Origin of the sequence: Thermosipho ferrireducens, assembly GCF_017358165.1 — a bacterium.
GTDB lineage: Bacteria > Thermotogota > Thermotogae > Thermotogales > Fervidobacteriaceae > Thermosipho_B > Thermosipho_B ferrireducens.
Window position 1 is genome coordinate 1,207,336 of sequence record NZ_CP071446.1, and the last position, 21,461, is coordinate 1,228,796.

Consider the following 21,461-nt stretch of genomic DNA (forward strand, 5'->3'; position numbering starts at 1 on the left):
ATATCTTTTGGTTTTACTTTAAGTTTCTTCTTAAAAATTCCTGGGCAATGAAAGCTCCTACATCTTCTGCGAAAGTGTTTGGGCCAAAACCTGCGTCAAAACCTAACTCTTGAGCGAGTTCATGAGTAATTCTTGGACCACCAACAATTAAAATCACTTTATCCCGAATTCCCTCGGCTTCGACCATTTCTACGAGTTCTGTAAGATTTTCAATATGTACGTTTTTTTGAGTAACTGTCTGGGAAACGAGCAAAGCGTCTGCTTTTACTTCCAGCGCTTTTTTGAGAAAATCTTCGTTTGAAACCTGACTTCCCATATTGTGAACTTCAAACATTTCATACCTCTCAAGTCCATAATGTCCGGCGAATCCTTTCATGTTCAATATGGCATCTAAACCAACTGTATGAGCATCAGTTCCAGTTGTTGCACCTACTACAACAATCTTTCTTCCTATCTTTTCCTTTATTAGTTGGTCAATTTCTTCCATTGACATTTTTTGTATATTAACTTTTGGAATGTGTATATTTTCGTAATTTACTGTATGTATACAGTCGCCATATCCTATAAAAAAGGTAAATCCTTTTGTCAGTTCTTTCCAGAAAACTACATGGGGATTCTCAAGCCCCATCTTTTTCATAAGAATTTTAGCCGCTTCAATTGCTTCGTCTCCTGCGGGAACTGGGAGCGTGAAACTTACCTGAACTTTACCATCGTTCATGGTATCTCCATAAGGCTTGACATTTTTTAAATCCAGCGTTTTATCAAATTTCTTTTTCTCAAGGTTGTAACCGCTCATAATTCCACACCTTCCCCAAGCATTTTTTCCAGAAACGGGTTAAAATAATATTTTCCTTTGAGAAAAACACCATCAAGCCCTTTTCCGCCGTGAAGCTCTCTCTTTATATTTGCAAAAACCCCATGTTCTAAAGCTTTAAATAATCCTTCTTCGGCCATTTTTTCAAGTAGTTCTATTGCTTCATTTAAAACCTGTTGAGCTCTCTTTTGAATTACTCCGCCAGGTTTAAAGATTATTTCATCACCAATATTACGCATGTTGTTGAAAATGTATTTTGCCGTTTCTATAGCTAAGTATCTATCAGACATAAAAGGAGTATGAATAGCTTCTGTAAGCATTCCGAGGAGTTGAATGCCCTGATTTGTCCATATGGATATTACGTTGAACATAGCGTCCTGGACCAGTCCTTTGAAAATGTTGCCAGTCATGTACTTTGTTGGCGGCATGTATTTTAAAGGTGCTTTTGGGAAAATTTCTCTTGCCATTTGTGCTTGAGCAAGTTCATATAGGAAACCATTCTCTATGTCTGGATCCATTTCAAAAGCGTGTCCAAGTCCCATTTGTTCTTCCGGGATGCCAGCCATAAGAGCTAATTGTTCATTTATCAGTTGTGAGGCAAGAACTGTATGAGCTTCTTTATAAGCATCAGCTGTAGTTAAGTAGTTATCTTCTCCGGTGTTTATAATTATGCCAGCAAAACCATTTATTACTCGAGAGAAAAATTGATCTATCATTGTTCTCTGCATATTTATGTCTCTAAAAAGTATACCGTACAGGGCGTCATTAAGCATAACATCAAGTCTTTCCATGGCACCCATGGCTGCAATTTCTGGCATACATAGCCCGGAAGCGTAGTTCACCTGTCTTATGTATCTTCCAACTTCATAAGAAACCTCATCTAAAGCTTTTCGCATTATTTTAAAATTTTCCTGGGTAGCGTATGTTCCACCAAAACCTTCCGTTGTTGGACCATAAGGCACATAATCAAGTAAACTTTGGGCGGTTGAACGAATGACAGCAATAATATCTGCACCCTGACGTGCAGCGGCTTTAGCCTGAACAACGTCTTCGTATATATTACCGGTAGCTACTATAACATAAAGATATGGTTGAGAACCTTCGCCTATTTCTTTAAGCATTTCTGCCCTTTTTTGTTTATTTTTTAGAATACGATTTATCATGGTATTAACGAAAGGTTCAAGTGTTTCTCTTATTTTGTCAGGCGAATTAAGTTTTAATTTTACAATGTTCAATTTCTTTTCAGCGATTTTTTCAGCTATTTCTTGAGGGGTCAGATTTGTTTCTATTATTGCATTTCCTATGTAAAATGCACTTCCGTTTTCAAGAGCTCCTTCTTCTTTAATATGATCTACAACAATGTTGGGTAAGGGTATTCCTTCTTCATTTACTCCGTCTATTCCCAGAAATCTACAGATAGTTCTTTCAATTGAAACTGTTGATCTTGGAATAACAAATTCGTTCACGCCGACTGCAATTTTTCTGGCAAGTTCTTTGGCACGTTTTACTTTTTCGAAATCAAGCCCTAATTTACTTTTCATATCTTAATACCTCCTCAGCTTCTTTTATTATGTCCTTATCTATTCCTAATATTCTGGCAATTTTAATGGCTTCTTTTGGAATATTTTCATTATTGTTTACTTCTTCTATGCTGTAATCAAAATACTTTTGTATGGTTTTTAAAGTAATTTTTTTGTTTAACTCTTTTAATCCTTTTACTCTTAAATGTCTTACATTTTCTGGAATAGCGCCATCGAAATGTGTAGTAATTACTGTACACGAATTGTTTTTAGAAAACAGATTTAGAAGGGCACTCACTATTGCTTTTCCCTCTGTTGGATTGGTAGTTCTTGCAGGTTCATCGAGTAATACCAACATTACTTTACCTTTTTTTAGTTTTTTATAAATTGAGTTGATTATTATCATTTCAGAAGCATAAGACGATAATCCTGAGGAAATGGACTGGAAGTCACCTGAAAGCAACGTTATTTCGTCGTATAAAGGTAGTATAGCTTTTTGTGCAGGTACGAAAAAGCCCATTTGGAATAAAAGTTGACACAACGCTATTGTTTTTAGTAAAACAGTTTTTCCACCCATGTTTGCACCTGTTATTGCCTGTACTCCTGGCTTCAATGTTATATTTATAGGTTGAAACTTCAGATTTAATTTTTTAAGATTTTCTGAGATTTCAGGATTAAATAACTTTTCCAGATAAATACTGTTATCTTTTGAAAATTCAGGCTTTGTAAGATTTAATTTTTTTGTAAGAAATGATTTTGCAATCGTTAAATCCAGAAAAATTACTAAATTGTAGGATTTTAAGAGATTAATGGCGTATTTTTCAAGCTCGGCGGACAATTTGTGACATATTTGACTTTCTAATTCTTTTTCACGTTGAAGTATTTCGGTAAGTTCCTTTTCATCATTGGTAATATCTTTCTTCTTTCTAATTTCTAAAAGTTCTTTAGAGTATGCGCTGTAAATATAAAAGGTTGGGATTCTAAGTCCTTCTGGATCCAATATTTCGATTACTTTTTCAAGATCAGGGAATGGAAAGGTACGATATAGCTTTGCTCTACGTAGAGTGATAGTGATTTCTTGAATATAAATAGAAAATACCTTTATTTCAAACAATTCAATTTCGTCTAATATATTTTTATTTATTAAACGTTCTATAGTGGTATGTATATCTGGAAGATGTGATAGAGACAATTTTATATTCTGGATGTATTTTTCTTCTGCATCCAATACTTTTGAAATAGCATTGAGGTGCTTTTGAATTTTTTTTTGGGATTTGATAACACTCTTAAACTTTTTACTTCTTATGTATCTCTGCGTAATCGGCGAGGATATGTCTAAATTTTTGATTATAAAATCGATGCCTGCACTTTCAAAAATGTCTAATTTTGACATTCTGGATCAACCTTTCTAACGTTGATTATAGGAATAGACGTTTTTTCTTTTAGTTTTGAGATAACATAATTATCGTCAATTTTATAGCCATATGGAGATACGGGATTTATAGTTATCATTACCACATTTGGTTTTTTAAGTACTTTTATTGTTTTGCCATGTGATTCAAAATTTAAAATTTTCTCTCTTGAGCAAAAAATTCTGGTAAAATCTTCAATGACAACTTCTTTGACATTTTTTGTTTTCATTAGTTTAGTAATAAAATTGTTGGTTAAAATTCCTGAAACATATATTATTTTAAAGTTTTCAATTAAAGATGTTGGTTCAAAACGCAAAGCACTTTCTGCCAGTTTTATAGTTTTTTCTCCTAACCCCCACACTCCTTCTGAAAGATCTTTTAAAAGGTTAAAATGTTCTGTAACAGGCAACGACATTAGATGAAGCAGGTGCAGAGTCTTTTTTATGATTTCATCTTCATTAAGACTAAGCGAAGCCCCTGTTGCCAGAACAACTGCCTCGCTTATAAGTGGTGAAGCCGAAGTTAATCTTGAAAGAGCGCCATCTATGAGTATTTTTTCGCATTTAAAAGAAAATAAGGTGTTTACAATTTCATTTAGCCAGTTTTTTGTCGTTGGACCTGCGAGTATTATCTTGCCTTTTTCCAGCGCCTTAGCTACAACTATTCTTCCAGTTGCAGTTGTTCTTGAAGTAACATGAAAAATTTCTGAAAGAAAACTTTTTTGTCTATAAAATTTTTCAGTAGTCGCGAAAAATATATTTTTTTGAATATAAATATTTGGCTTAGGAGTATATGTAACTTGGTCTTTTTCTTCGCCGTCTATTCCAATTGATGTTATTCCTAACTTTATTCCTTTACATGATAAATATTTTAATAAAAAATTGAATGTTTCAGTTTTTCCTGTATTTTTTGCCAGCCCGACTATCGAGATAACGTTATGTTTCAGTATACTTGCCAGCATTTTTCACCATGTACTTTTTAAAGATTTTTTAGAGATAATAATGCTTCACCGTCTATAGCTATTTCTCCATTTTCTTTAAGTACAGTTGTTTTAAGAAGTGCTCTTTTTTTATTGTCATCTTTTTTGATAACTTCTAATTTAATTTTTATAGTTTCTCCAACAAAAACAGGTTTTAAAAATTTTGCACTTTGGGACATGTAAATGGTACCTGGACCTGGAAACTCCATGCCAAGAACAGAGGAAAGAAAACCTAATACCAACATTCCATGGGATATTCGTTTACCAAAGGTTGTTTTTTTGGCGTATTCTTCATCGATGTGTAGAGGATTTTTATCACCTGTTAATTCTGCGAAAGTTATTACATCATCAGAGGTTATCTTTCTGGTTGTTTCGTAAGTTTGGCCAATTTTTAAATCGTCATATTTCATCTTCTCACTCCTTTTTTTCTCTCCATTTTTTGATTCTCTCGCGTCTTGCAAGCTGGGCAGGCTCTATGGTTATGCTTTTTCCTTCGTACAAAGCAGCGATTCCTGTGAGCTTGTATTTCTCTCTATACTTGCTATCATCAACATCACTTTCAGTATCGTCAGGTTCGTGATAGGCAACTATAACACCTTCATAGTTTCTTAAAATCACGGTTTTATCAGAATAAGATACCATATATTCTGGCATTAACCTTATTTTCCCACCACCTCCAGGTGCATCCACAACAAAAGTTGGCACGCAGAAACCTGAAGTATGCCCTATTAAGCTTTCTATTATTCGTAATCCTTTTCCAATAGAAGTTCTAAAATGGGCGATTCCCTGGGATAGATCACATTGATATAGATAATAAGGCCTTACACGAATTTTCACAAGTTTATGGACAAGTTCCAGCATTATATAGGGGCTGTCATTGACTCCCCTAAGCAGGACACTTTGATTTCCAAGAGGAATTCCGGCATCAGCCAGCATTTCACATGCTTTACTGCTTTCCGGTGTAATTTCTTCTGGATGGTTAAAATGAGTGTTTATCCAGATTGGGTGGTATTTTTTTAGCATGTTTACTAATTCTTCAGTTATAATTTGCGGTAACACTACCGGGGCTCTTGTACCAATTCTTATGATTTCAACATGCGGAATATTTCTCAATTCTTTCAATATGTATTCCAGCATATCTTTTCCAACAAGTAAAGCGTCTCCTCCAGAAAGGAGCACGTCACGAACTTCTGGGGTTTCTTTTATATATTCTATGGCATCATCTATTTCTTTTTTACTGCGACTTTTATCATGTTGACCTGCAAATCTCCGTCTGGTGCAATGCCTGCAGTACATTGAACACATATCAGTAATCAAGAAAAGAACTCTATCCGGGTACCTGTGTGTCAAACCTGGTACAGGAGAGTCTTCATCTTCGTGAAGTGGGTCTACCATATCCCATGCAGAAACTTCCAGTTCTTTTACAGTTGGAACAGCCTGGCGTCTTATTGGACATTTTGGATTATCAGGGTCCATTAAAGAGGCGTAATACGGGGTAATAGCCATTCTCAGTGTTTTTAAACTATGCCTTATTCCGTTTTCTTCTTCAGGTGTTAAATTAATGACCTGTTTTAACGTATCAACATCCATTATTCTGTTTCGCAGTTGCCATCTCCAATCGTTCCATTCCTCGTCAGTTACGTTTTTCCATAATGGAATATCCTTAAAATGTCTCATGTTATTTCCTCCTTAACAATATTTTTCCTCGAATAATTTTCGGATTTTTTGTGATTCTCTTAAAATATTTAGACTGAGTTCTGCATGACCTTTTGTATAACCGTTTCCTATGATCATCATTACATCCTTTCCTATGCCTTCAGCTCCAAGTGCTGCGCGGGTAAAAGAAGTAGCCATGCTGAAAAAGTATATTATCCCTTCATCTTTAGTTATTAATATTGAAGCCATTTCTGTTCCCGGCACATTTACGTTATTTATGGTGACGTCACACAAAGATCCATTTGTTATGTCGTTTATTTTCTGATAAATTTCCATGGGTTTAGTTGCATCTGCAACGATTACTTCATGAGCAAGTTCTAATTCTTTGATTTTTTTAGCATTTTCCTCTGAATATTCTATAACTATAACTTTTCCATCTTTCCCAACGTTTTTCATTGCCTGATAAGCGCATAATACTCCTGATTTTCCGCCTCCACCAATTATTGAAACTGTCATTCCGGGTTTTACAAGTTTGTTTACCTGTGCTGGAGCACCAGCTACATCTAAGACGGCTAGTGCTAATTTTTCGGGAATATCATCAGGTAACTTTGCGTATATGCCTGTTTCAAAGAGAATAGCCTTTCCCTCGATATCAACCTGGTCAGTACCCAGATTGATGTTTTTTATCCTTTCTATTTTCAACGGTGTAAGTGAAAGTGAAACAAGAGTTGCAATTTTATCACCGACGTTTAAGTTTTTGTCCTGTATATCTTTTCCTATTTCCGCTACAATGCCTATTAACATTCCGCCACTTCCTGTAACCGGATTTTGCAATTTTCCTCTTTCTTTAACAATAGAGAAAATAGTTTGTTCAATACATTTAATGTCGTCATTACACGAATCCCTTATTTGTGTAAAACTGGCGGAATCAACGTTCAAAGTTAACACATCTATTAATATTTCGTTTGAAAAGATTTCCATAGAATTATCTATTTTGTAAGCAGATTGTGGCAGGGAACCTTTCGGTTCAATTACACGATGAGTTCCGTATGGACATCCCTTTTCAATTTTTTGCAATTTTATCACCTCTTTATATTTAGAATTTTTCTTGCTTCATCAGGAGTTGCTATTTCACGTCCTAACTCTTTTGCAATTCTTACTATCCTCTCGACAAGTTGAGCGTTTGAGCTGGCAAGTTCTCCTTTTTTGTAATAGATGTTGTCTTCAAAACCTACACGTACATGCCCGCCCATTGCTATTGCGTGAACAGCTAAAGGAAGTTCATATTTTCCAATTCCTGCCACGCTCCACGTACAATTTTCCGGGATTTTTGAGACTAAATAGACAAGATCAGAAACATCACCAGGTATTGCTCCAGGTACTCCCATTACAAAATCGAAATGTAAGGGAAGTTCCAGAATCCCCTTTTTCACAAGTTTTAGAGCGTTTTCTATCATACCTCTTTCGAACACTTCTATTTCCGGCTTTATGTTTCTTTTTTTCATCTCAATTGCAAACTTTTCTATATATTCTTCTGGATTCATGAAAACATCATTTCCAAAGTTACATGTTCCAGCAGATAATGTGGCCATTTCAGGATTTGTTAAAAGAGGTTGCATTCTTTCTTCAAATGTATGCCATGTGGCCCCTCCTGTAGAAGGTTGAAAGATTATATTACATTTTTTTTCTATTTTTTCCTTTATCTCTTTGTATATTTCATAAGATTGGGTAGGAGTTCCATCTGCCAATCTTGCGTGTATGTGAGCGATTGAAGCACCAGCAAGATAGCATTTATAAACTTCTTCGGCGATTTCATCGGGAGTTACAGGAAGATTCGGTTGTTTTTCCTTTGTTACTTCGGCACCTGTTACAGCAACAGTTATTATTAATTTTTCCATATCTTTCACCTCTTTCTTTGTTTTTCAAGAGGTACCACGCAGGTGCCGCTTGCTTTACAAACTATGATAGGTTTTTCTAAAACCTCTGCGGCACTGTCATTTATATCAGGTCTTGCAGTGATAACTTTTTTTGCTTCAAATACCATTTTTCTGGAGGTTCTACCAACCTCCACTATTTCACCGGTTACTTCTATAAAGTCTCCAGCATAAACTGGTGCCAAAAATTCTATATTATCATATGCTCTAAATAGTCCTTCGTCTCCGTCATGTCTTATTAAAAGTTCTGTTGCAACGTCTCCAAAAAGCTGGAGAATTTTTGCTCCATCAACGAGATTTCCCCCATAATGTGCATCAGCAGTGCTCATTCTAACTCGAATCAGTGCTTTCATAGTAAACCTCCTTTATTCAAATGTTTTAATTTCATCCAGGATTATTAATTCAGCTTCAGTTAAAGACAAAACTTCTTCTACAGAAGTGCCTTTGTATATTTCTTTTAGTAATAAACCATTTTCTGTAGGTTCTATCACTGCAAGTTCAGTTACAATCAAGTCGACTTTCCGTATAGAAGTTAGTGGTAAAATACATTCTTTCACAATTTTAGGTTTTCCTTTTGCTGTATGCGTCATGGCAACTATAACTCTTTTTGCGCCAGTAACTAAATCCATTGCTCCACCCATTCCAGGTATCATTTTCCCTGGAATCATCCAGTTTGCAAGTCTTCCTTTCTGGTCAACTTGAAGTCCTCCCAAAACTGTTACATCAAGGTGTTTCCCTCTTATAAGGCCGAATGAAAAAGCACTATCAAATACCATTGCTCCTGGCAAAGCTGTGACAAAGCCACTACCAGCGTTAGTTAAATCTTTATTTTCCATGCCTGGAATGGGTTCGGGTCCCATTCCAAGAATTCCGTTTTCGGACTGGAAAAATATTTTCACATTTTCAGGTATATAATTCGCAACTAACGTAGGAAGACCTATTCCTAAATTAACAAGGTAACCGTCTTTCAGTTCTTTTGCAACTCTTCTGGCTATTCTTTTTTTCTCTTCCATATTATCAACTCCTTACAATATAATCAATTAGAACACCGGGAGTTATAATTTCATCAGGTGCAATACTACCAACAGGAACTATTTCTTCCACTTCTGCAATGACTATGTCAGCAGCCATTGCCATTATTGGGTTAAAATTACGTGCTGTTAAAGAATACACAAGATTTCCATAATAATCCGCTTTTTTGGCTTTTATTAAGGCGATTTTAGCTTTTAATGGAAGTTCCAGCAGGTACTTTTGGTTATTTATTTCAATAATTTGTTTTCCTTTTTCAACGATTGTTCCAACACCTGTGGGTGTTAGTATTCCTCCCAATCCATACCCGGCTGCTCGAATGCGTTCTGCAAGTGTACCCTGTGGGACAAGCTCAACCTCTAATAATCCTTCTATCATTTGTTTTTGAGTTTCAGGGTTTGTACCAATGTGGGAAACAATCGCTTTTTTTATTTTTTGTTTTACGATAAGTTTCCCAATCCCCCTTTCAGGAAAAGCGGTATCATTTGCTATCAAAGTGAGATCTTTTATTTCTGAATCACAAAGAGCATCTATCAAAGATTCTGGGGTGCCTACGCCAAGAAAACCTCCCACCATTAAAATATCACCGTTTTCCATAAAGTCGATTATTTCACTGGACTCAATAATCTTCATGCTTTTTCCTCCTTATAAATAGAAGCTTGCTATCACAATGTTAACAGAAAAGTTATTGACTTGCAAAACTCGTTTTTGATGGATAAAAATGTTTAAACTTGAACAATAAATCCTATTTTATTTTAAATCTTTTATGCGCATTTTTAAGATAACATTTGCAAAAAAGGAGTAATTTATGTTAAAATATCGTCGTCCTCATACGCATAATAAAGGAGTGTGAAGATGAAGAAGCTATTTATTGTATTTGCATTAGCTGTGGTAACACTTTACGGTTTTGGTAATTATTTTGTAATTAATTATTATGTCAAACCGGGGGATACACTTTATCTAATTTCTCAGCGTTTTTCTGTATCACCATCAATAATCCTTGATTGGAATGATGTTGACCCTTATAAGTTGAAAATAGGTCAATTATTAAAAATTCCACAACCTCCTGGAATTTTATATGAAGTTAAACAAGGAGACACTCTTTATGATATATCAAAGAGGTTTTTCACGACTGTATCGTATATAAAAAAGGTAAACAATTTAAAGAGTGATTTTATATATGTAGGTCAAAAGTTATTTGTGGCACTTGATGGAATAGGGTTGGCCTTCAACGTTAATGGCAATATGTTTATGTGGCCAATATATGGTGTAATTTCATCTAATTATGGCTGGAGGGTGCACCCGATTTACAAACGTAAGTCTTTCCACACAGGTGTTGATATAAGTGCGCCTGAGGGTACGCCTATATTTTCTGGCACCGATGGAGTTGTAAAACTTGCGGGTGAATATGGTGGTTATGGATTGGCTGTTGTCGTATCCTATGGAAAATATGATATAGTTTACGGACATATGTCTAAGGTTTCAGTGTACAAAGGGCAAAAAGTGTCAAAAGGAGAGCTTCTTGGGCGTGTAGGTTCTACTGGTATTAGCACAGGACCACATGTTCATTTTGAAGTTAGAATAAAAGGAAAACATACCAATCCATTTGTTTATCTACCTCCAAGCAACAGAATATATGTGTTACGTGAAGGAACGGTAAATCTCGGTGGTGAATAATTTGAGCGTTTCTAAGGTTTTTTATGAAAAAGTTTTGAGGTTAAAATCAAAAGAGGAGTTAGAAAAGATTGAAGAAACTCTTTTTGACGAAGAGTTTTTTAATTATTATTTTATAGATAATTTTGAAGGAATTTTCCTTGTCCTTGTTTCAAAAGAACAAAGAATTTTAGACGTTCTGGTGCAAAAACTTCTAAAGTACGCTGATTTTGTAGAAAATCGTGTTACCTCAAGTGATGAGTGGATAAAGAATATAATTAGAGAACCATTTGAATTTATTGACGGTGTATGGATAGATCCTGATTTTCACGAAATTAACACGTCTGGCATTGTGATTAAACTTACTCCTGGTTTGGCATTTGGAACTGGTCTGCACGATACCACAAAGCTTGCGGCTGAATTGCTAAGAAAGTATTTAAAGCCAGGTGATGTTGTTCTGGATCTTGGATGTGGCAGTGGGATATTATCTATACTTGCAAAAAAAATGGGAGCAGGCAGAGTAGTGGCTGTGGATAACGACCCGTTAGCAGTCGAAGTTGCAAAAGAAAATGCGAAAAAGAATGGAGTTGACATTGAAATAAGGCAATCAGATCTTTTTTCAAATGTCACCGGCAAGTTTGATTTGATTATTTCCAACATAATTGCAGAGATCCTTTTGAAAGTTCTTGAACAGGTGAAAGATTTCTTAAATTTTAATGGAAAAGTGATATTCTCTGGAATAGTGGATTCAAAAGTTGATTTATTTACGCAGCAAAAAGTTGTAGAACACCGGAGGAAAAATGAATGGAACGCTTTAGTGATAAAGTTTTAATAAAAATAGCTCAAATACAGCTTGGAAGAGAAGCTGAAAATATTTATCAAGTAATAGTTGTTTGTTCATATGGTTATCCGGTAGTTGTTAAGAGCCTTCCATTAAAAGATAATAAACCTTTTCCAACTCTACATTATTTAACCTGCCCATTTTTAAGAAAAGAAATATCAAAACTTGAGGAAAAAGGTTTAGTAAAAGTGCTTGAGGAAAAAATTCAAACAAATTTAGAATTTAAAAAGCAATTGTTTTCAGCCCATGAAAAAGTGAAAAAGGAAAGAGCTGAATTGCTTACAAAAGAATTTGGTAATACCATATGGAAAGAAGTACTGAACAAAGTGGGAACAGGTGGATTAAAAGACTGGACAAAAGTAAAATGCCTGCATTTACACACCGCTGATTTTTTGGCAGGTATAAATAACCCGGTGGGGAAAGAAGTTATAAATTTACTGAAGAAAATTGAATGCGAAAATATTTATTGCCGGCGTTTGATTCAGGAGGATTTAATGTGAAAATAAAAATAATAGTTCCAGGAAAACTTTCAAAACATTTAAAAAGTGCAGTGGATTTCTATATAAAGCGTTTGAAACGTTTTGCAAAACTGGAAATAATATATACTAAACTTGGGGGGGATTTAAATGTAATGGACAGTAAAACAATATTGAATAAAGAAGCTCAAAATATTTTGAACGCTATTGGAAAAGCCGATTTTATACTGCTGGATTTACATGGTGAAAAAGTAACGAGCGAACAATTTGCAAGAATGATAGAAACTGACCGTTTGAAAGGTAATATGACGTTTGTTATAGGTGGTCCTTTAGGTGTGAGCGAATTGTTAAGAGACCAGGCAAAAAGGAGAATTTCGCTTTCAGACTTAACTTTTACACATGAGCTTGCTTTACTCATTTTACTTGAACAAATTTTCAGAGGGTTTAAAATTATTATGAATGAAAAATATCATTATTAGAGAAAATGAAAATCAATTAATTTCTGGTAATCGGGAGGGACGAGCAATAGTGAAAATTTATGTTGCAACCACTAACTTACATAAAGTAGAGGAGATAAGAAGAATACTTCATACCATAGATGTGCAGCTTGAAGTTGTTCCAAAAAAAGTTCTAGTGGAAGAAGATGGTGAAAGTTTTTTTGAGAATTCTATAAAGAAGGCGTATTATTATGGAACAATTCTCAATCTCCCCGTTGTAGCGGATGACTCTGGACTTGTAATAGACTCACTTGGCGGCTTTCCCGGGGTTAAAAGTGCCAGATTTTTAGAAGGGAAAAGTTATAAAGAAAAAATGTTGGCAATTCTTGAAAAACTTAAATCTTGCTCAAGGCGTAATGCTCGTTTTGTATGTGTGGCAACTTTTTTTGACCCTGAACAAGGAATACTCCTATCGGCTGAAGGGGTAATTGAAGGTAGGATCGCTGAAAAAATAATGGGAAATAATGGTTTTGGTTATGATCCAATTTTTATACCAGAAGGTTATGATATTACATTTGGTGAAATGCCTTCTAAAGTTAAAGACGAAATAAGTCATAGAAGTAGAGCTGTTAGAAAACTTTTTAGAATGATAAATAAAATTTATTGAAGGTGAAAAATTGAGAGTTTTGCTGGGGAATCCATGGCTTATCGAGGAATTTGATCCAGATATTGTTGTTACGACATCTCCAGATATCGGGGATATTTCTTATGCGCTTGTGTATGATAATGAAAAAGTAATATTTTATAGAAATAATTCAGTGAAAGATATAATAAAAAATGATGATGTTGGGCAAATTAATGTTGAAAATATTTTCATAAATATACTTGTTGGAAATGCAGTAGGCATAGCGGAAAATTATTTAGAAAAAGCTGATTTTTTTATTTGTTTTGATAAAACGGCGTATATGTCCAAATATTTGTTCAGGAAAGCTCAGATTATCGTGGGGAGCAATTTGTCTAAAAAATCAATTTTGGGTGTGTTAGTTTATAAAAACGGGGTGAATTATATTCAGGCAGAGAAGGATAAGGGAATAACTGTGGATACAAAGTCTTATATAATTTTTGAGAGGTTCTTAGGACACAGGAGTGGTATACGTTGAAATTTTTGCTTATCGGTATAGGAGGCGCCCTTGGTGCACTGGTCAGGTATATTCTATCTAAGGTTATTAATGAATCTCTTGTATTTAGCCTGATTCCCTGGGGGACGATAATTGTCAATTCAATTGGAGCTTTTTTACTGAGTTTTATTATGTTCTCTTCTATCGAGCGCGTTGAGATTTCTCAAAATGTTATTTTGTTTTTTGGAACAGGTTTTCTTGGAGCCTTCACTACATTTTCCACCTTTACTTATGAAACTTTAACACTTTTTATGAAGGCACCTCAAAGAGCTTTTATATACTTTGCTTTTAATATTGTTTTAGCGTTTTTTTCTGCGTATTTTGGGATGATTTTTGGAAGGGGGAAAGGGATTTGAAACTTTTAAAAATTTATCTTGGAGAGAAAGATAGAATACACGGAAAAACATTAGCAGAATATATAGTAGAGTTAGCATATAAAAACGGAATAAGAGGAGTAACTGTTTGCAAAGGAATTCTGGGATATGGAAAAAAAAGACACATTCACAGGAGTGATTTTTTTACACTTTCAGAGGATCTACCAATCACTGTAGAAATTGTTGATGAAGATGAGAAGGTGTCCGAATTTCTTAATATAGTTAAAAGTTTAGATTTTGATGGGTTGATTGTCACTTATCCTGTGAATGCTTTTTATATGGAGAAAAAAGAAAGATGAAGTTACTCTTAACTTGCACTGCAGGGCTTGAAGGGGCTGTAGCTCTTGAGCTAAAAGAGTTAAACTATAAGATTATAAGCTCTACTTCCGGGAGAATACTGATAGATGCAGAGGTTAAAGATGTTCCTGAGTTGAATTTATTACTTCGTTCAGCTGAACGAGTTCTGTGGTTGATAGTTGAACATGAAGTAAAAACCTTTGATGAACTGTTTGAGGTTACTTATAATACAGATTGGAAAAGCATAATTGACAAAGATGGTCTCATAGTTGTGAGTGATATTGTCACAAGAAATTCCGTTGTTTCAGCCAAAGGTGCTATAGCATCTGTGGTAAAGGCAGCAATTTATAAAAAACTTAGTCCAATGTACTTAAGCTCCAAACGCAAAGAGAAGATATATCCTATTAGAATAATAATAAAAAACAATGTTTTACAGATATTTTTAGATACAACTGGAAAGAATGGACTAAATAAGCGTGGATATAGAAAAAAAGCTTCAAAGGCGCCGCTCAGAGAGACAATTGCTGCGGGATTAGTTATATTGTCCAGATGGAAAAAAGAAATACCTCTTATAGATCCTTTTTGCGGTAGTGGTACAATTTTAATAGAAGCCGCTTTACTTTCCAATAAAATGCTGCCGGGATTGCGAAGAGATTTTGTTTCACAGAATTGGTCTGTGTTTAAAGAGAGCTGGAATAAAACCCGAGAAATATTAAGAGTGTCTTATTGTCAACAATATTCAGGTCAGGATATCAGGGGTTACGATATAGATAAAAAAGTTTTAAATGTCGCCAATGAAAATGCCAGGAATGCAGGAGTGGATTTTATAAGGTTTTTTCAATCAAGTTTTGATAACATTCCGGGACGGGATGATAATGTTTATATAATCACTAACCCTCCTTATGGTTCAAGATTACAACTTGAACCAGGTTTCATAAAAAGGTTAAATATTTTGTGGAAAAAATTTCCAGAAGCAAAAATTTACATTTTATCTCCAGAGAAAGACTTTGAAAAGAAATTAGGAATTAGGGCAACTAAAAAATTTAGATTTCAAAATAGCGGACTCTGGATATGGTATTATATGTTTTATTAGATAATAAAAGTTTGGGAGGGAGTTATGAACACTATTCTGAAGTTTATAAGTGAAAATCTTCATAAAGTTAGAAAACCTGCCAGATATATTGGAGGGGAATATAATTCTTATATCAAAGATAAAAAGGAAAAACTTAGATTTGCCCTTGTATTTCCAGATGTTTACGAAATTGGGATGTCCCATTATGGTCTTGAAATTTTGTATCATATCTTAAATTCTTTTAACTTTGTGTATGCTGAAAGAGCTTTTCTTCCGTGGGTTGATATGATAGATTTAATGATTAAGAACAATGTTCCGCTATATACACTTGAAACAAAAACTCCTTTAAAGCAAATGGATGCAATTGGTATATCAGTAGAATATGAGTTGTCATACACTAATATCTTCAAGGTATTAGAACTTTCGGAGTTGCCTTTAAAAGCTGAGGAAAGAAATGATAAAGATCCCATAGTGATAGCAGGTGGCCCCTGTGTGTTTAATCCTGAACCTATTTCTCGTGCTTTTGACATAATTTATATAGGAGATGCTGAAGAGAATATAGGAGAATTGGCAAGAGTTCTGTATGAAACACGTGGAGAAAATCGTTTCAAGAGACTTGAGCTTGCTGCAAAGATAAAAGGGGTTTATGTGCCGATCTTTTATGAACAAAAAGGAAAAAAAATAGTTCCATTAACAAGTGTACCAAAAAAGATCAGGCGAAATGTTATAGATGATCTTGATAATGGATCTGTTCCAGTTAAAAAAACTTTGCCAAATGTGGAAAGTGTTCATGATAGAGCAGTTGTGGAAATTAGTCGTGGATGCACGAGAGGGTGTCGATTTTGCCAGGCGGGTTATATTTATAGACCTGTTCGAGAAAGAAGTGCTGAAAATATAGTAAGCTATGCCCAAAATATGTTAAAAGTAACAGGATACGAAGAACTTTCCTTTCTATCGCTCTCAACTATGGATCATTCTCAAATAGTGCAGGTAATTGAAGCAATTCTTCCTTACGCTGAAGAAAACAGGATTTCAGTATCTATACCTTCTACAAGGGCAGATGCGTTTAGTGTAAGAATAATGTCAAAAATAGCTTCGATTAGAAAAACTGGTATAACTCTGGCGCCGGAAGCCGGAAGTCAGTTAATGAGAAATAGAATCAATAAGAACATTTCACTGGAAGATATATTTAAGAGTGTTGAGGGAGCAAAAGAGGCAGGATGGAGTAGAATAAAACTTTATTTTATGGTAGGTTTTCCTGATGAAACAGATGAAGATATAAAAGAAATAGGTAATATTTTAAGAGAAGTAAAGAAAGTAGGTTTTAAAAATGTTGTAGCTTCTGTAAATTTACTTGTTCCTAAACCACACACACCTCTTCAATTTGCAAAAGTAAAAAAACCAGATTATATGCGTTATGTTTTTGAAATACTTAAGCCATATAGGAAATTTGCTAAAATAGATATTAATAATGGGAAAAAAAGCTATATAGAAGCATTACTTTCAAGAGGCGATAGAAAGCTTTTTGATGTTATAATGGTAAAATACAAAAAGGCATTTTTTGATGAATGGAGTGAGTTTTTCAATTTTGATGATTGGTTGAATGCTTTTCATATTGCAAAAGTTAATTATGAGGATTATGAAGGACCTTTTAATTTTAAAGAAGATTTACCATGGGATCATATTGATTCTGGGGTTAACAAAGCTTTCTTGTGGAAAGAGTATGAAAATTATAATCGTGGAACTTTAACACATGATTGTAGATGGGATGTTTGTACATTTTGTGGAGTATGTCAGATTTACAAAGTAAGAAATACGCTGAAAAAAAACAAAAAAACTCAGTAATAGTTTGCAACTAAAATGGGAATGTGTTATAATAAGCTTTGAATTGAGGAAGGAAAATAAGTTTTGGAGGTGTTTTAATGGCAACAGTTATGCTAATTATCCATACTTTGATTAGTGCTATATTAATTTTTCTTTCTCTCAAGCAAATGGGGAAATTTGCTGAGCTTGGAGGAGCCTTTGGTTCAGGTGCTTTGAACACAGTGTTTGGTAGAGAAAAAGGTCTGGATGCCGGTGGTAAGTTGACGGTTGTTTTCGGTGTTTTGTTTTTTGTTTCAAGTTTATTAACAGCTTTTTTCATATCAAGGTAACTTTCAGTCTGGCTCTGATTTATTTATAATTTTATTATGGGGTGGTGTAATTGCTTCCAGAACAACAGTTGCAAGTTTTGAAAAAAAATGTAGTTGATCTTATTTCCGAAGAAGAGCTTCTTGAAAGATTAAAAGAAGGAAGACCTCTCCGTATAAAGTTAGGTGTTGATCCTTCAAGACCGGACCTCCATTTGGGACATGCTGTGGTGTTAAGAAAACTTAAGGAATTTCAAGAGCTTGGGCATCACGTTATTCTTATAATAGGCGATTTTACAGCTCGTATAGGTGATCCATCCGGGCGTAATACAACGCGTCCAATGTTGAGCGAGGATGAGGTTAGGGAAAATGCAAAGACTTATGCTGAGCAAGCATTTAAAATTCTGGATAATGAAAAAACAGAAATAAGATTTAATGGTGAATGGCTGGATAAAATGAATTTTGCTGATGTTGTAAAGCTTGCTGGCAAATATACTGTTGCAAGAATGCTGGAACGCGATGATTTTTCAAAACGTTTGAAAGAGGGTACCCCAATAAGTATAGCTGAATTTTTGTATCCTCTTGCTCAGGCATATGATTCAGTGGCAATAAAAGCTGATGTGGAACTTGGAGGGACTGATCAGCTATTTAATTTTTTGGTTGGAAGAAAAATTCAGGAAGAACATGGCCTAAAACCTCAGATAGTAATGACTATGCCTATAATTGAAGGAACAGATGGAAAATTGAAAATGAGTAAGAGTTATGGAAATTATGTAGGGTTTACTGATAATCCTCAAGAAATGTATGGTAAAATAATGTCAATTCCAGATAACCTTATAATAAAGTATATGAACCTTCTCACTGATATACCAGAACCTGAAATAATGGAATATGATCGTAAAATGAAATCCGGCGAAATAAACCCAAGAGATGTTAAAATGAGATTAGCTTATGAGTTAGTCAAATATTTTTACAATGAGCAGATTGCCAGAGATGCGGAAAACGAGTTTATTTCTGTTTTTAGAAAAAAAGAATTACCTGAGAATATGCCGGAATATAGAATAAAGGAAGGAGAATACAACATAGTAGATTTAATTGACCATTTGAACCTTTTACCAAGCAGAAGTGAAATAAAAAGAACAGTAAATCAAGGTGGAGTTTATTTTGATGGGAGAAGATTAGAAGGATTCAAAAGCTTTGTATCTATAAAAAGTGAACATGTGTTAAGAATAGGAAAACGAAAGTTTTATAAGGTAATTGCCGATAAATAGGAAATTTTCTTATAGAAAAACTTGAAATAGGTTAAAAAAAAATGTTATAATACTGCTGTCAGGTAAACAAGGTGTAACACAAATCAGGAAGGGAGGTATTTTTTATGAGGAAGTATTTGGCCATTATTGTTATACTATTAGTATCTGCTTTCGCTATTGCCGCAATAAACGATGTACCAAAGAACCACTGGGCATATGAAGCAGTCACTCAGTTAGAAGAAGCGGGTATTATTACCGGTTATCCAGATGGAACATTCAGGGGAACATCAAACGTTACTCGTTATGAGCTTGCTGTTTTTCTTGCACGTACTATGAATACCATAGAAAGTGAGCTTGGTGAAATTATTAAAAACAGGTATTTAAATTCCTTAAGGCTCATAAGTGCCAATAAAGACCAGCTTGATGCGCTTTACAAAGTCGTTAAAGATGTATCAAACGCAATTGATGAACTCGAAATGAAAGTGGCCAAACTTGAAGAAGCTACAAAGGATTTAGAAAACTTGAAAATCACAGTTGATATTCACGAAGGGGATATTACCACGCTTTATGGAATTACAGGTGATCTTAAAAAAGATGTAGCGGTTCTCAAAAACAAAACAAGTAATCTTTCTGAAATTTCTACCGCTATTGATAAACTTAATAAAGCTCTGGATATCCATGATAAGGATATAATAAAGATTTATGAGGAGCTTACCAAAAAAGCAACTAAGAAAGATGTGGAAAGTGTTGTAAATACAAGTCTTGAGAATGTAAACGGCCAAATTGAATTTTTGTATAAGAAAATTGCAAAAACAGAAGAAGATGTAAAAGCTTATACAGATGAAAAGCTTGTTGAAGTAAAGGGTAAAGTTGCAAATATCGAAGCAAATGTAAATGATGCCATTCCTATGCTAAGAAATCTGGTTTACCAGAATGCTTCGAATATTAAAAATCTTGAAAAGAAATTGGTGAAGCTTATAGGTGTTAAAGTGAAAAGTATTGATAACAAAATAAATGAAGTAAATGAAATAGCAACATTTAACAGTGATACATTAAATGGACTTGCAATGAAACTTGGTGAAGTGGAATATTCTTTGAGAAAACAAATAGAAAAAGTTCAAAAATCAGTAGATCAAGCGGCTTTAAAATCTGATGTTGAAAATCTTACCAAGGTAGTTGAGACTAAAGCTGACAAAACTGATGTTGAAACACTTGGTAAGAAAGTAGATAGTGTAAATACACTTTCAATTATTGGAATTGTACTCGGAGCAGTTGGCCTTGGTATAGCAATTTATGCAGGATTTCTTAAAACACCTTAAATTATAGTTATTAAGTTATTTTATGTTGGTTTCTATTTTAATATTGCTCATTACTCTGAAAGGGAGGTTGGTTGTATGAAGAAGTTGCTTGTTTTGTTAGTCTCAGTGTTGGTTTTAGGTTTTGCTTTTGCAGAAGTAACTTTCAGTGGAGGTATCACAGTAGAGTATACTTTTAACGCTTCTACAAGTGTTTTGACAGACTCAGTCGGATTAGATTTTGATCGTATTCAGATGACGGCAAGTGGTGATGGATATTACTTAAGAATCAGATTTTATGATGAAAGCAACACCTTTTCTATTGATCAAGCGTACGTTACACTCAAGCCAACAGATTCATTAAGTGTATACTTAGGAAAGAAAGGTTACTGGTTGAATCCTTATGCTTTCTTTGATAATTTAATTTGGGGACGTTATGGTTCTGCATGGTACTATCCAAAAGAATATCTTGGTGTTAAGTACTCATTTGATATGGGAAGCGTTTATGTTACACTTGATCCAAGATATGAAAAAGGAGCAGCAACTCCATCTGTAAATGTTTTTGGAACACTTTCATTCGATCCTGTATCCTTAGGTTTCATAGCCGATGATAATTTCAAATCTCTGGGATTTGGTGTAACCGGCTCGTTTGATATAGTGACAGTTTCAGGAGCATTTGGATACAGTTTAGAAGATTCTACAATAACCGCACTGTTAGTTGGTGCTGAGGTATCTATTGATCCTGTTAAAGTTCTGGTCGAAAGTGATCTTACAGATTTCAATGCAATTGCATTATATTCAAAGGTAACCTATCCTGTATCTGAACCATTGACAGTTTATGCTGATTTTGGTTATACAGTCGGAGATAACACCTCTCTTGCGGTAAGTGCATGGGGTGAGTATGCCTATAATGATAATGTAACATTGACACCAAAAGTAGCATACAGTAACGATGGAGTTGAGTTGTCATTAAGCGCATCATTTGGGTTCTAAGTATTTTTCAAATTAAAATCGAATCAGTCTATTAGTTTTAAAGCACGGCCCCGATTAATAAGGGGCCGTGTTTTTGTAAAGTTTTTATATTTATTTTGAAACATTTTTTTTGTATAATTAAT

25 protein-coding genes are annotated in these 21,461 nt (G+C 34.5%); 14 read left to right on the top strand and 11 right to left on the bottom strand.

Annotation, left to right across the window (positions count from 1 at the left end; genetic code table 11):
- Positions 1 to 13: 13 nt before the first annotated feature.
- Genes kamE through atoD form a run of 11 tightly spaced genes read right to left on the bottom strand, consistent with a single transcriptional unit; the run spans position 14 to position 9,977 of the window.
- Positions 14 to 796 carry a lysine 5,6-aminomutase subunit beta gene (kamE, locus tag JYK00_RS06010; protein WP_207566020.1) on the bottom strand — a complete coding sequence of 261 codons (783 nt, stop codon included), beginning with the start codon at positions 794 to 796 and terminating at the stop codon, positions 14 to 16.
- A complete protein-coding gene (gene kamD / locus JYK00_RS06015) occupies positions 793 to 2,355 on the bottom strand; it encodes a lysine 5,6-aminomutase subunit alpha (RefSeq protein WP_207566021.1) in 1,563 nt (520 codons plus the stop codon). The genes kamE and kamD overlap by 4 nt, the downstream gene beginning before the upstream one ends.
- Positions 2,345 to 3,727 carry a lysine 5,6-aminomutase reactivase ATPase KamC gene (kamC, locus tag JYK00_RS06020; RefSeq protein ID WP_207566022.1) on the bottom strand — a complete coding sequence of 461 codons (1,383 nt, stop codon included), beginning with the start codon at positions 3,725 to 3,727 and terminating at the stop codon, positions 2,345 to 2,347. The genes kamD and kamC overlap by 11 nt, the downstream gene beginning before the upstream one ends.
- A complete protein-coding gene (kamB, locus tag JYK00_RS06025; protein ID WP_207566023.1) occupies positions 3,715 to 4,707 on the bottom strand; it encodes a lysine 5,6-aminomutase reactivase subunit KamB in 993 nt (330 codons plus the stop codon). The genes kamC and kamB overlap by 13 nt, the downstream gene beginning before the upstream one ends.
- 17 nt (positions 4,708 to 4,724) lie before the next feature.
- Positions 4,725 to 5,135: a MaoC family dehydratase gene (locus tag JYK00_RS06030; protein ID WP_207566024.1), complete on the bottom strand. Its 411-nt coding sequence runs from the start codon at positions 5,133 to 5,135 to the stop codon at positions 4,725 to 4,727.
- Between the two features lie 4 nt (positions 5,136 to 5,139).
- Positions 5,140 to 6,402 carry a lysine 2,3-aminomutase gene (gene kamA / locus JYK00_RS06035; RefSeq protein WP_207566025.1) on the bottom strand — a complete coding sequence of 421 codons (1,263 nt, stop codon included), beginning with the start codon at positions 6,400 to 6,402 and terminating at the stop codon, positions 5,140 to 5,142.
- A 12-nt stretch (positions 6,403 to 6,414) separates the two neighbouring features.
- The gene (gene kdd / locus JYK00_RS06040) at positions 6,415 to 7,458 is read right to left on the bottom strand and encodes an L-erythro-3,5-diaminohexanoate dehydrogenase (RefSeq protein WP_323128241.1); all 1,044 of its coding nucleotides are present in this window, start codon (positions 7,456 to 7,458) and stop codon (positions 6,415 to 6,417) included.
- A gap of 5 nt (positions 7,459 to 7,463) precedes the next feature.
- A complete protein-coding gene (gene kce, locus JYK00_RS06045; protein WP_207566026.1) occupies positions 7,464 to 8,279 on the bottom strand; it encodes a 3-keto-5-aminohexanoate cleavage enzyme in 816 nt (271 codons plus the stop codon).
- A 5-nt stretch (positions 8,280 to 8,284) separates the two neighbouring features.
- Positions 8,285 to 8,668 (bottom strand): 3-aminobutyryl-CoA ammonia lyase, encoded by a 384-nt coding sequence (gene kal / locus JYK00_RS06050; RefSeq protein ID WP_207566027.1) that lies wholly within the window; start codon positions 8,666 to 8,668, stop codon positions 8,285 to 8,287.
- Positions 8,669 to 8,680: 12 nt separating this feature from the next.
- Positions 8,681 to 9,328 (bottom strand): 3-oxoacid CoA-transferase subunit B, encoded by a 648-nt coding sequence (locus tag JYK00_RS06055; RefSeq protein WP_207566028.1) that lies wholly within the window; start codon positions 9,326 to 9,328, stop codon positions 8,681 to 8,683.
- Positions 9,329 to 9,332: 4 nt separating this feature from the next.
- Entirely contained in the window at positions 9,333 to 9,977 is a 645-nt protein-coding gene (gene atoD, locus JYK00_RS06060; RefSeq protein ID WP_207566029.1) for an acetate CoA-transferase subunit alpha, read from the bottom strand.
- A gap of 222 nt (positions 9,978 to 10,199) precedes the next feature.
- Between atoD and JYK00_RS06065 the strand changes: the two genes are divergently transcribed.
- The 14 genes from JYK00_RS06065 (at position 10,200) to JYK00_RS06130 (ending at position 21,339) form a co-directional block, all read left to right on the top strand.
- Positions 10,200 to 11,021, top strand: a complete 822-nt coding sequence (locus JYK00_RS06065; protein ID WP_207566030.1) for a LysM peptidoglycan-binding domain-containing protein — start codon at positions 10,200 to 10,202, stop codon at positions 11,019 to 11,021.
- A complete protein-coding gene (locus JYK00_RS06070) occupies positions 11,014 to 11,829 on the top strand; it encodes a 50S ribosomal protein L11 methyltransferase (RefSeq protein ID WP_407701728.1) in 816 nt (271 codons plus the stop codon). The genes JYK00_RS06065 and JYK00_RS06070 overlap by 8 nt, the downstream gene beginning before the upstream one ends.
- On the top strand, positions 11,802 to 12,338 hold the full coding sequence (locus JYK00_RS06075; protein WP_207566031.1) for a DUF501 domain-containing protein: 537 nt from the start codon (positions 11,802 to 11,804) through the stop codon (positions 12,336 to 12,338). Before JYK00_RS06070 ends, JYK00_RS06075 begins: the two co-directional genes overlap by 28 nt.
- Complete coding sequence (locus JYK00_RS06080) at positions 12,335 to 12,793, top strand: 23S rRNA (pseudouridine(1915)-N(3))-methyltransferase RlmH (RefSeq protein ID WP_207566032.1); 459 nt, start codon at positions 12,335 to 12,337, stop codon at positions 12,791 to 12,793. Before JYK00_RS06075 ends, JYK00_RS06080 begins: the two co-directional genes overlap by 4 nt.
- Before the next feature lie 49 nt (positions 12,794 to 12,842).
- Complete coding sequence (gene rdgB / locus JYK00_RS06085) at positions 12,843 to 13,418, top strand: RdgB/HAM1 family non-canonical purine NTP pyrophosphatase (protein ID WP_228288127.1); 576 nt, start codon at positions 12,843 to 12,845, stop codon at positions 13,416 to 13,418.
- Positions 13,419 to 13,428: 10 nt separating this feature from the next.
- Positions 13,429 to 13,911, top strand: a complete 483-nt coding sequence (locus JYK00_RS06090) for a hypothetical protein (RefSeq protein ID WP_207566034.1) — start codon at positions 13,429 to 13,431, stop codon at positions 13,909 to 13,911.
- Positions 13,908 to 14,285 carry a fluoride efflux transporter CrcB gene (gene crcB / locus JYK00_RS06095; RefSeq protein WP_207566035.1) on the top strand — a complete coding sequence of 126 codons (378 nt, stop codon included), beginning with the start codon at positions 13,908 to 13,910 and terminating at the stop codon, positions 14,283 to 14,285. Before JYK00_RS06090 ends, crcB begins: the two co-directional genes overlap by 4 nt.
- Positions 14,282 to 14,602, top strand: coding sequence for a DUF190 domain-containing protein (locus JYK00_RS06100; RefSeq protein ID WP_207566036.1), 321 nt, complete (start codon positions 14,282 to 14,284; stop codon positions 14,600 to 14,602). Before crcB ends, JYK00_RS06100 begins: the two co-directional genes overlap by 4 nt.
- Positions 14,599 to 15,693 carry a THUMP domain-containing class I SAM-dependent RNA methyltransferase gene (locus tag JYK00_RS06105; RefSeq protein ID WP_207566037.1) on the top strand — a complete coding sequence of 365 codons (1,095 nt, stop codon included), beginning with the start codon at positions 14,599 to 14,601 and terminating at the stop codon, positions 15,691 to 15,693. The genes JYK00_RS06100 and JYK00_RS06105 overlap by 4 nt, the downstream gene beginning before the upstream one ends.
- Positions 15,694 to 15,717: 24 nt before the next feature.
- Positions 15,718 to 17,517: a TIGR03960 family B12-binding radical SAM protein gene (locus JYK00_RS06110; protein WP_207566038.1), complete on the top strand. Its 1,800-nt coding sequence runs from the start codon at positions 15,718 to 15,720 to the stop codon at positions 17,515 to 17,517.
- 77 nt (positions 17,518 to 17,594) lie between these two features.
- Positions 17,595 to 17,825 (top strand): preprotein translocase subunit SecG, encoded by a 231-nt coding sequence (gene secG, locus JYK00_RS06115; protein WP_207566039.1) that lies wholly within the window; start codon positions 17,595 to 17,597, stop codon positions 17,823 to 17,825.
- A 50-nt stretch (positions 17,826 to 17,875) separates the two neighbouring features.
- Positions 17,876 to 19,072, top strand: coding sequence for a tyrosine--tRNA ligase (tyrS, locus tag JYK00_RS06120; protein WP_207566040.1), 1,197 nt, complete (start codon positions 17,876 to 17,878; stop codon positions 19,070 to 19,072).
- Positions 19,073 to 19,176: 104 nt separating this feature from the next.
- On the top strand, positions 19,177 to 20,370 hold the full coding sequence (locus JYK00_RS06125; protein ID WP_207566041.1) for an S-layer homology domain-containing protein: 1,194 nt from the start codon (positions 19,177 to 19,179) through the stop codon (positions 20,368 to 20,370).
- 75 nt (positions 20,371 to 20,445) lie between these two features.
- Complete coding sequence (locus JYK00_RS06130) at positions 20,446 to 21,339, top strand: hypothetical protein (RefSeq protein WP_207566042.1); 894 nt, start codon at positions 20,446 to 20,448, stop codon at positions 21,337 to 21,339.
- The last annotated feature ends 122 nt before the right edge of the window (positions 21,340 to 21,461 follow it).

What these genes read in the sequence shown, in the direction of transcription:
- atoD (WP_207566029.1), bottom strand. Translation starts at nt 9,977, where the DNA reads ATGAAGATTATTGAGTCCAGTGAAATAATCGACTTTATGGAAAACGGT.
- JYK00_RS06125 (WP_207566041.1), top strand. Translation starts at nt 19,177, where the DNA reads ATGAGGAAGTATTTGGCCATTATTGTTATACTATTAGTATCTGCTTTC.
- kce (WP_207566026.1), bottom strand. Translation starts at nt 8,279, where the DNA reads ATGGAAAAATTAATAATAACTGTTGCTGTAACAGGTGCCGAAGTAACA.
- kal (WP_207566027.1), bottom strand. Translation starts at nt 8,668, where the DNA reads ATGAAAGCACTGATTCGAGTTAGAATGAGCACTGCTGATGCACATTAT.
- secG (WP_207566039.1), top strand. Translation starts at nt 17,595, where the DNA reads ATGGCAACAGTTATGCTAATTATCCATACTTTGATTAGTGCTATATTA.
- kamA (WP_207566025.1), bottom strand. Translation starts at nt 6,402, where the DNA reads ATGAGACATTTTAAGGATATTCCATTATGGAAAAACGTAACTGACGAG.
- JYK00_RS06105 (WP_207566037.1), top strand. Translation starts at nt 14,599, where the DNA reads ATGAAGTTACTCTTAACTTGCACTGCAGGGCTTGAAGGGGCTGTAGCT.
- JYK00_RS06065 (WP_207566030.1), top strand. Translation starts at nt 10,200, where the DNA reads ATGAAGAAGCTATTTATTGTATTTGCATTAGCTGTGGTAACACTTTAC.
- JYK00_RS06130 (WP_207566042.1), top strand. Translation starts at nt 20,446, where the DNA reads ATGAAGAAGTTGCTTGTTTTGTTAGTCTCAGTGTTGGTTTTAGGTTTT.
- kamC (WP_207566022.1), bottom strand. Translation starts at nt 3,727, where the DNA reads ATGTCAAAATTAGACATTTTTGAAAGTGCAGGCATCGATTTTATAATC.
- kamB (WP_207566023.1), bottom strand. Translation starts at nt 4,707, where the DNA reads ATGCTGGCAAGTATACTGAAACATAACGTTATCTCGATAGTCGGGCTG.
- kamE (WP_207566020.1), bottom strand. Translation starts at nt 796, where the DNA reads ATGAGCGGTTACAACCTTGAGAAAAAGAAATTTGATAAAACGCTGGAT.
- kamD (WP_207566021.1), bottom strand. Translation starts at nt 2,355, where the DNA reads ATGAAAAGTAAATTAGGGCTTGATTTCGAAAAAGTAAAACGTGCCAAA.
- JYK00_RS06075 (WP_207566031.1), top strand. Translation starts at nt 11,802, where the DNA reads ATGGAACGCTTTAGTGATAAAGTTTTAATAAAAATAGCTCAAATACAG.
- JYK00_RS06030 (WP_207566024.1), bottom strand. Translation starts at nt 5,135, where the DNA reads ATGAAATATGACGATTTAAAAATTGGCCAAACTTACGAAACAACCAGA.
- JYK00_RS06110 (WP_207566038.1), top strand. Translation starts at nt 15,718, where the DNA reads ATGAACACTATTCTGAAGTTTATAAGTGAAAATCTTCATAAAGTTAGA.
- JYK00_RS06055 (WP_207566028.1), bottom strand. Translation starts at nt 9,328, where the DNA reads ATGGAAGAGAAAAAAAGAATAGCCAGAAGAGTTGCAAAAGAACTGAAA.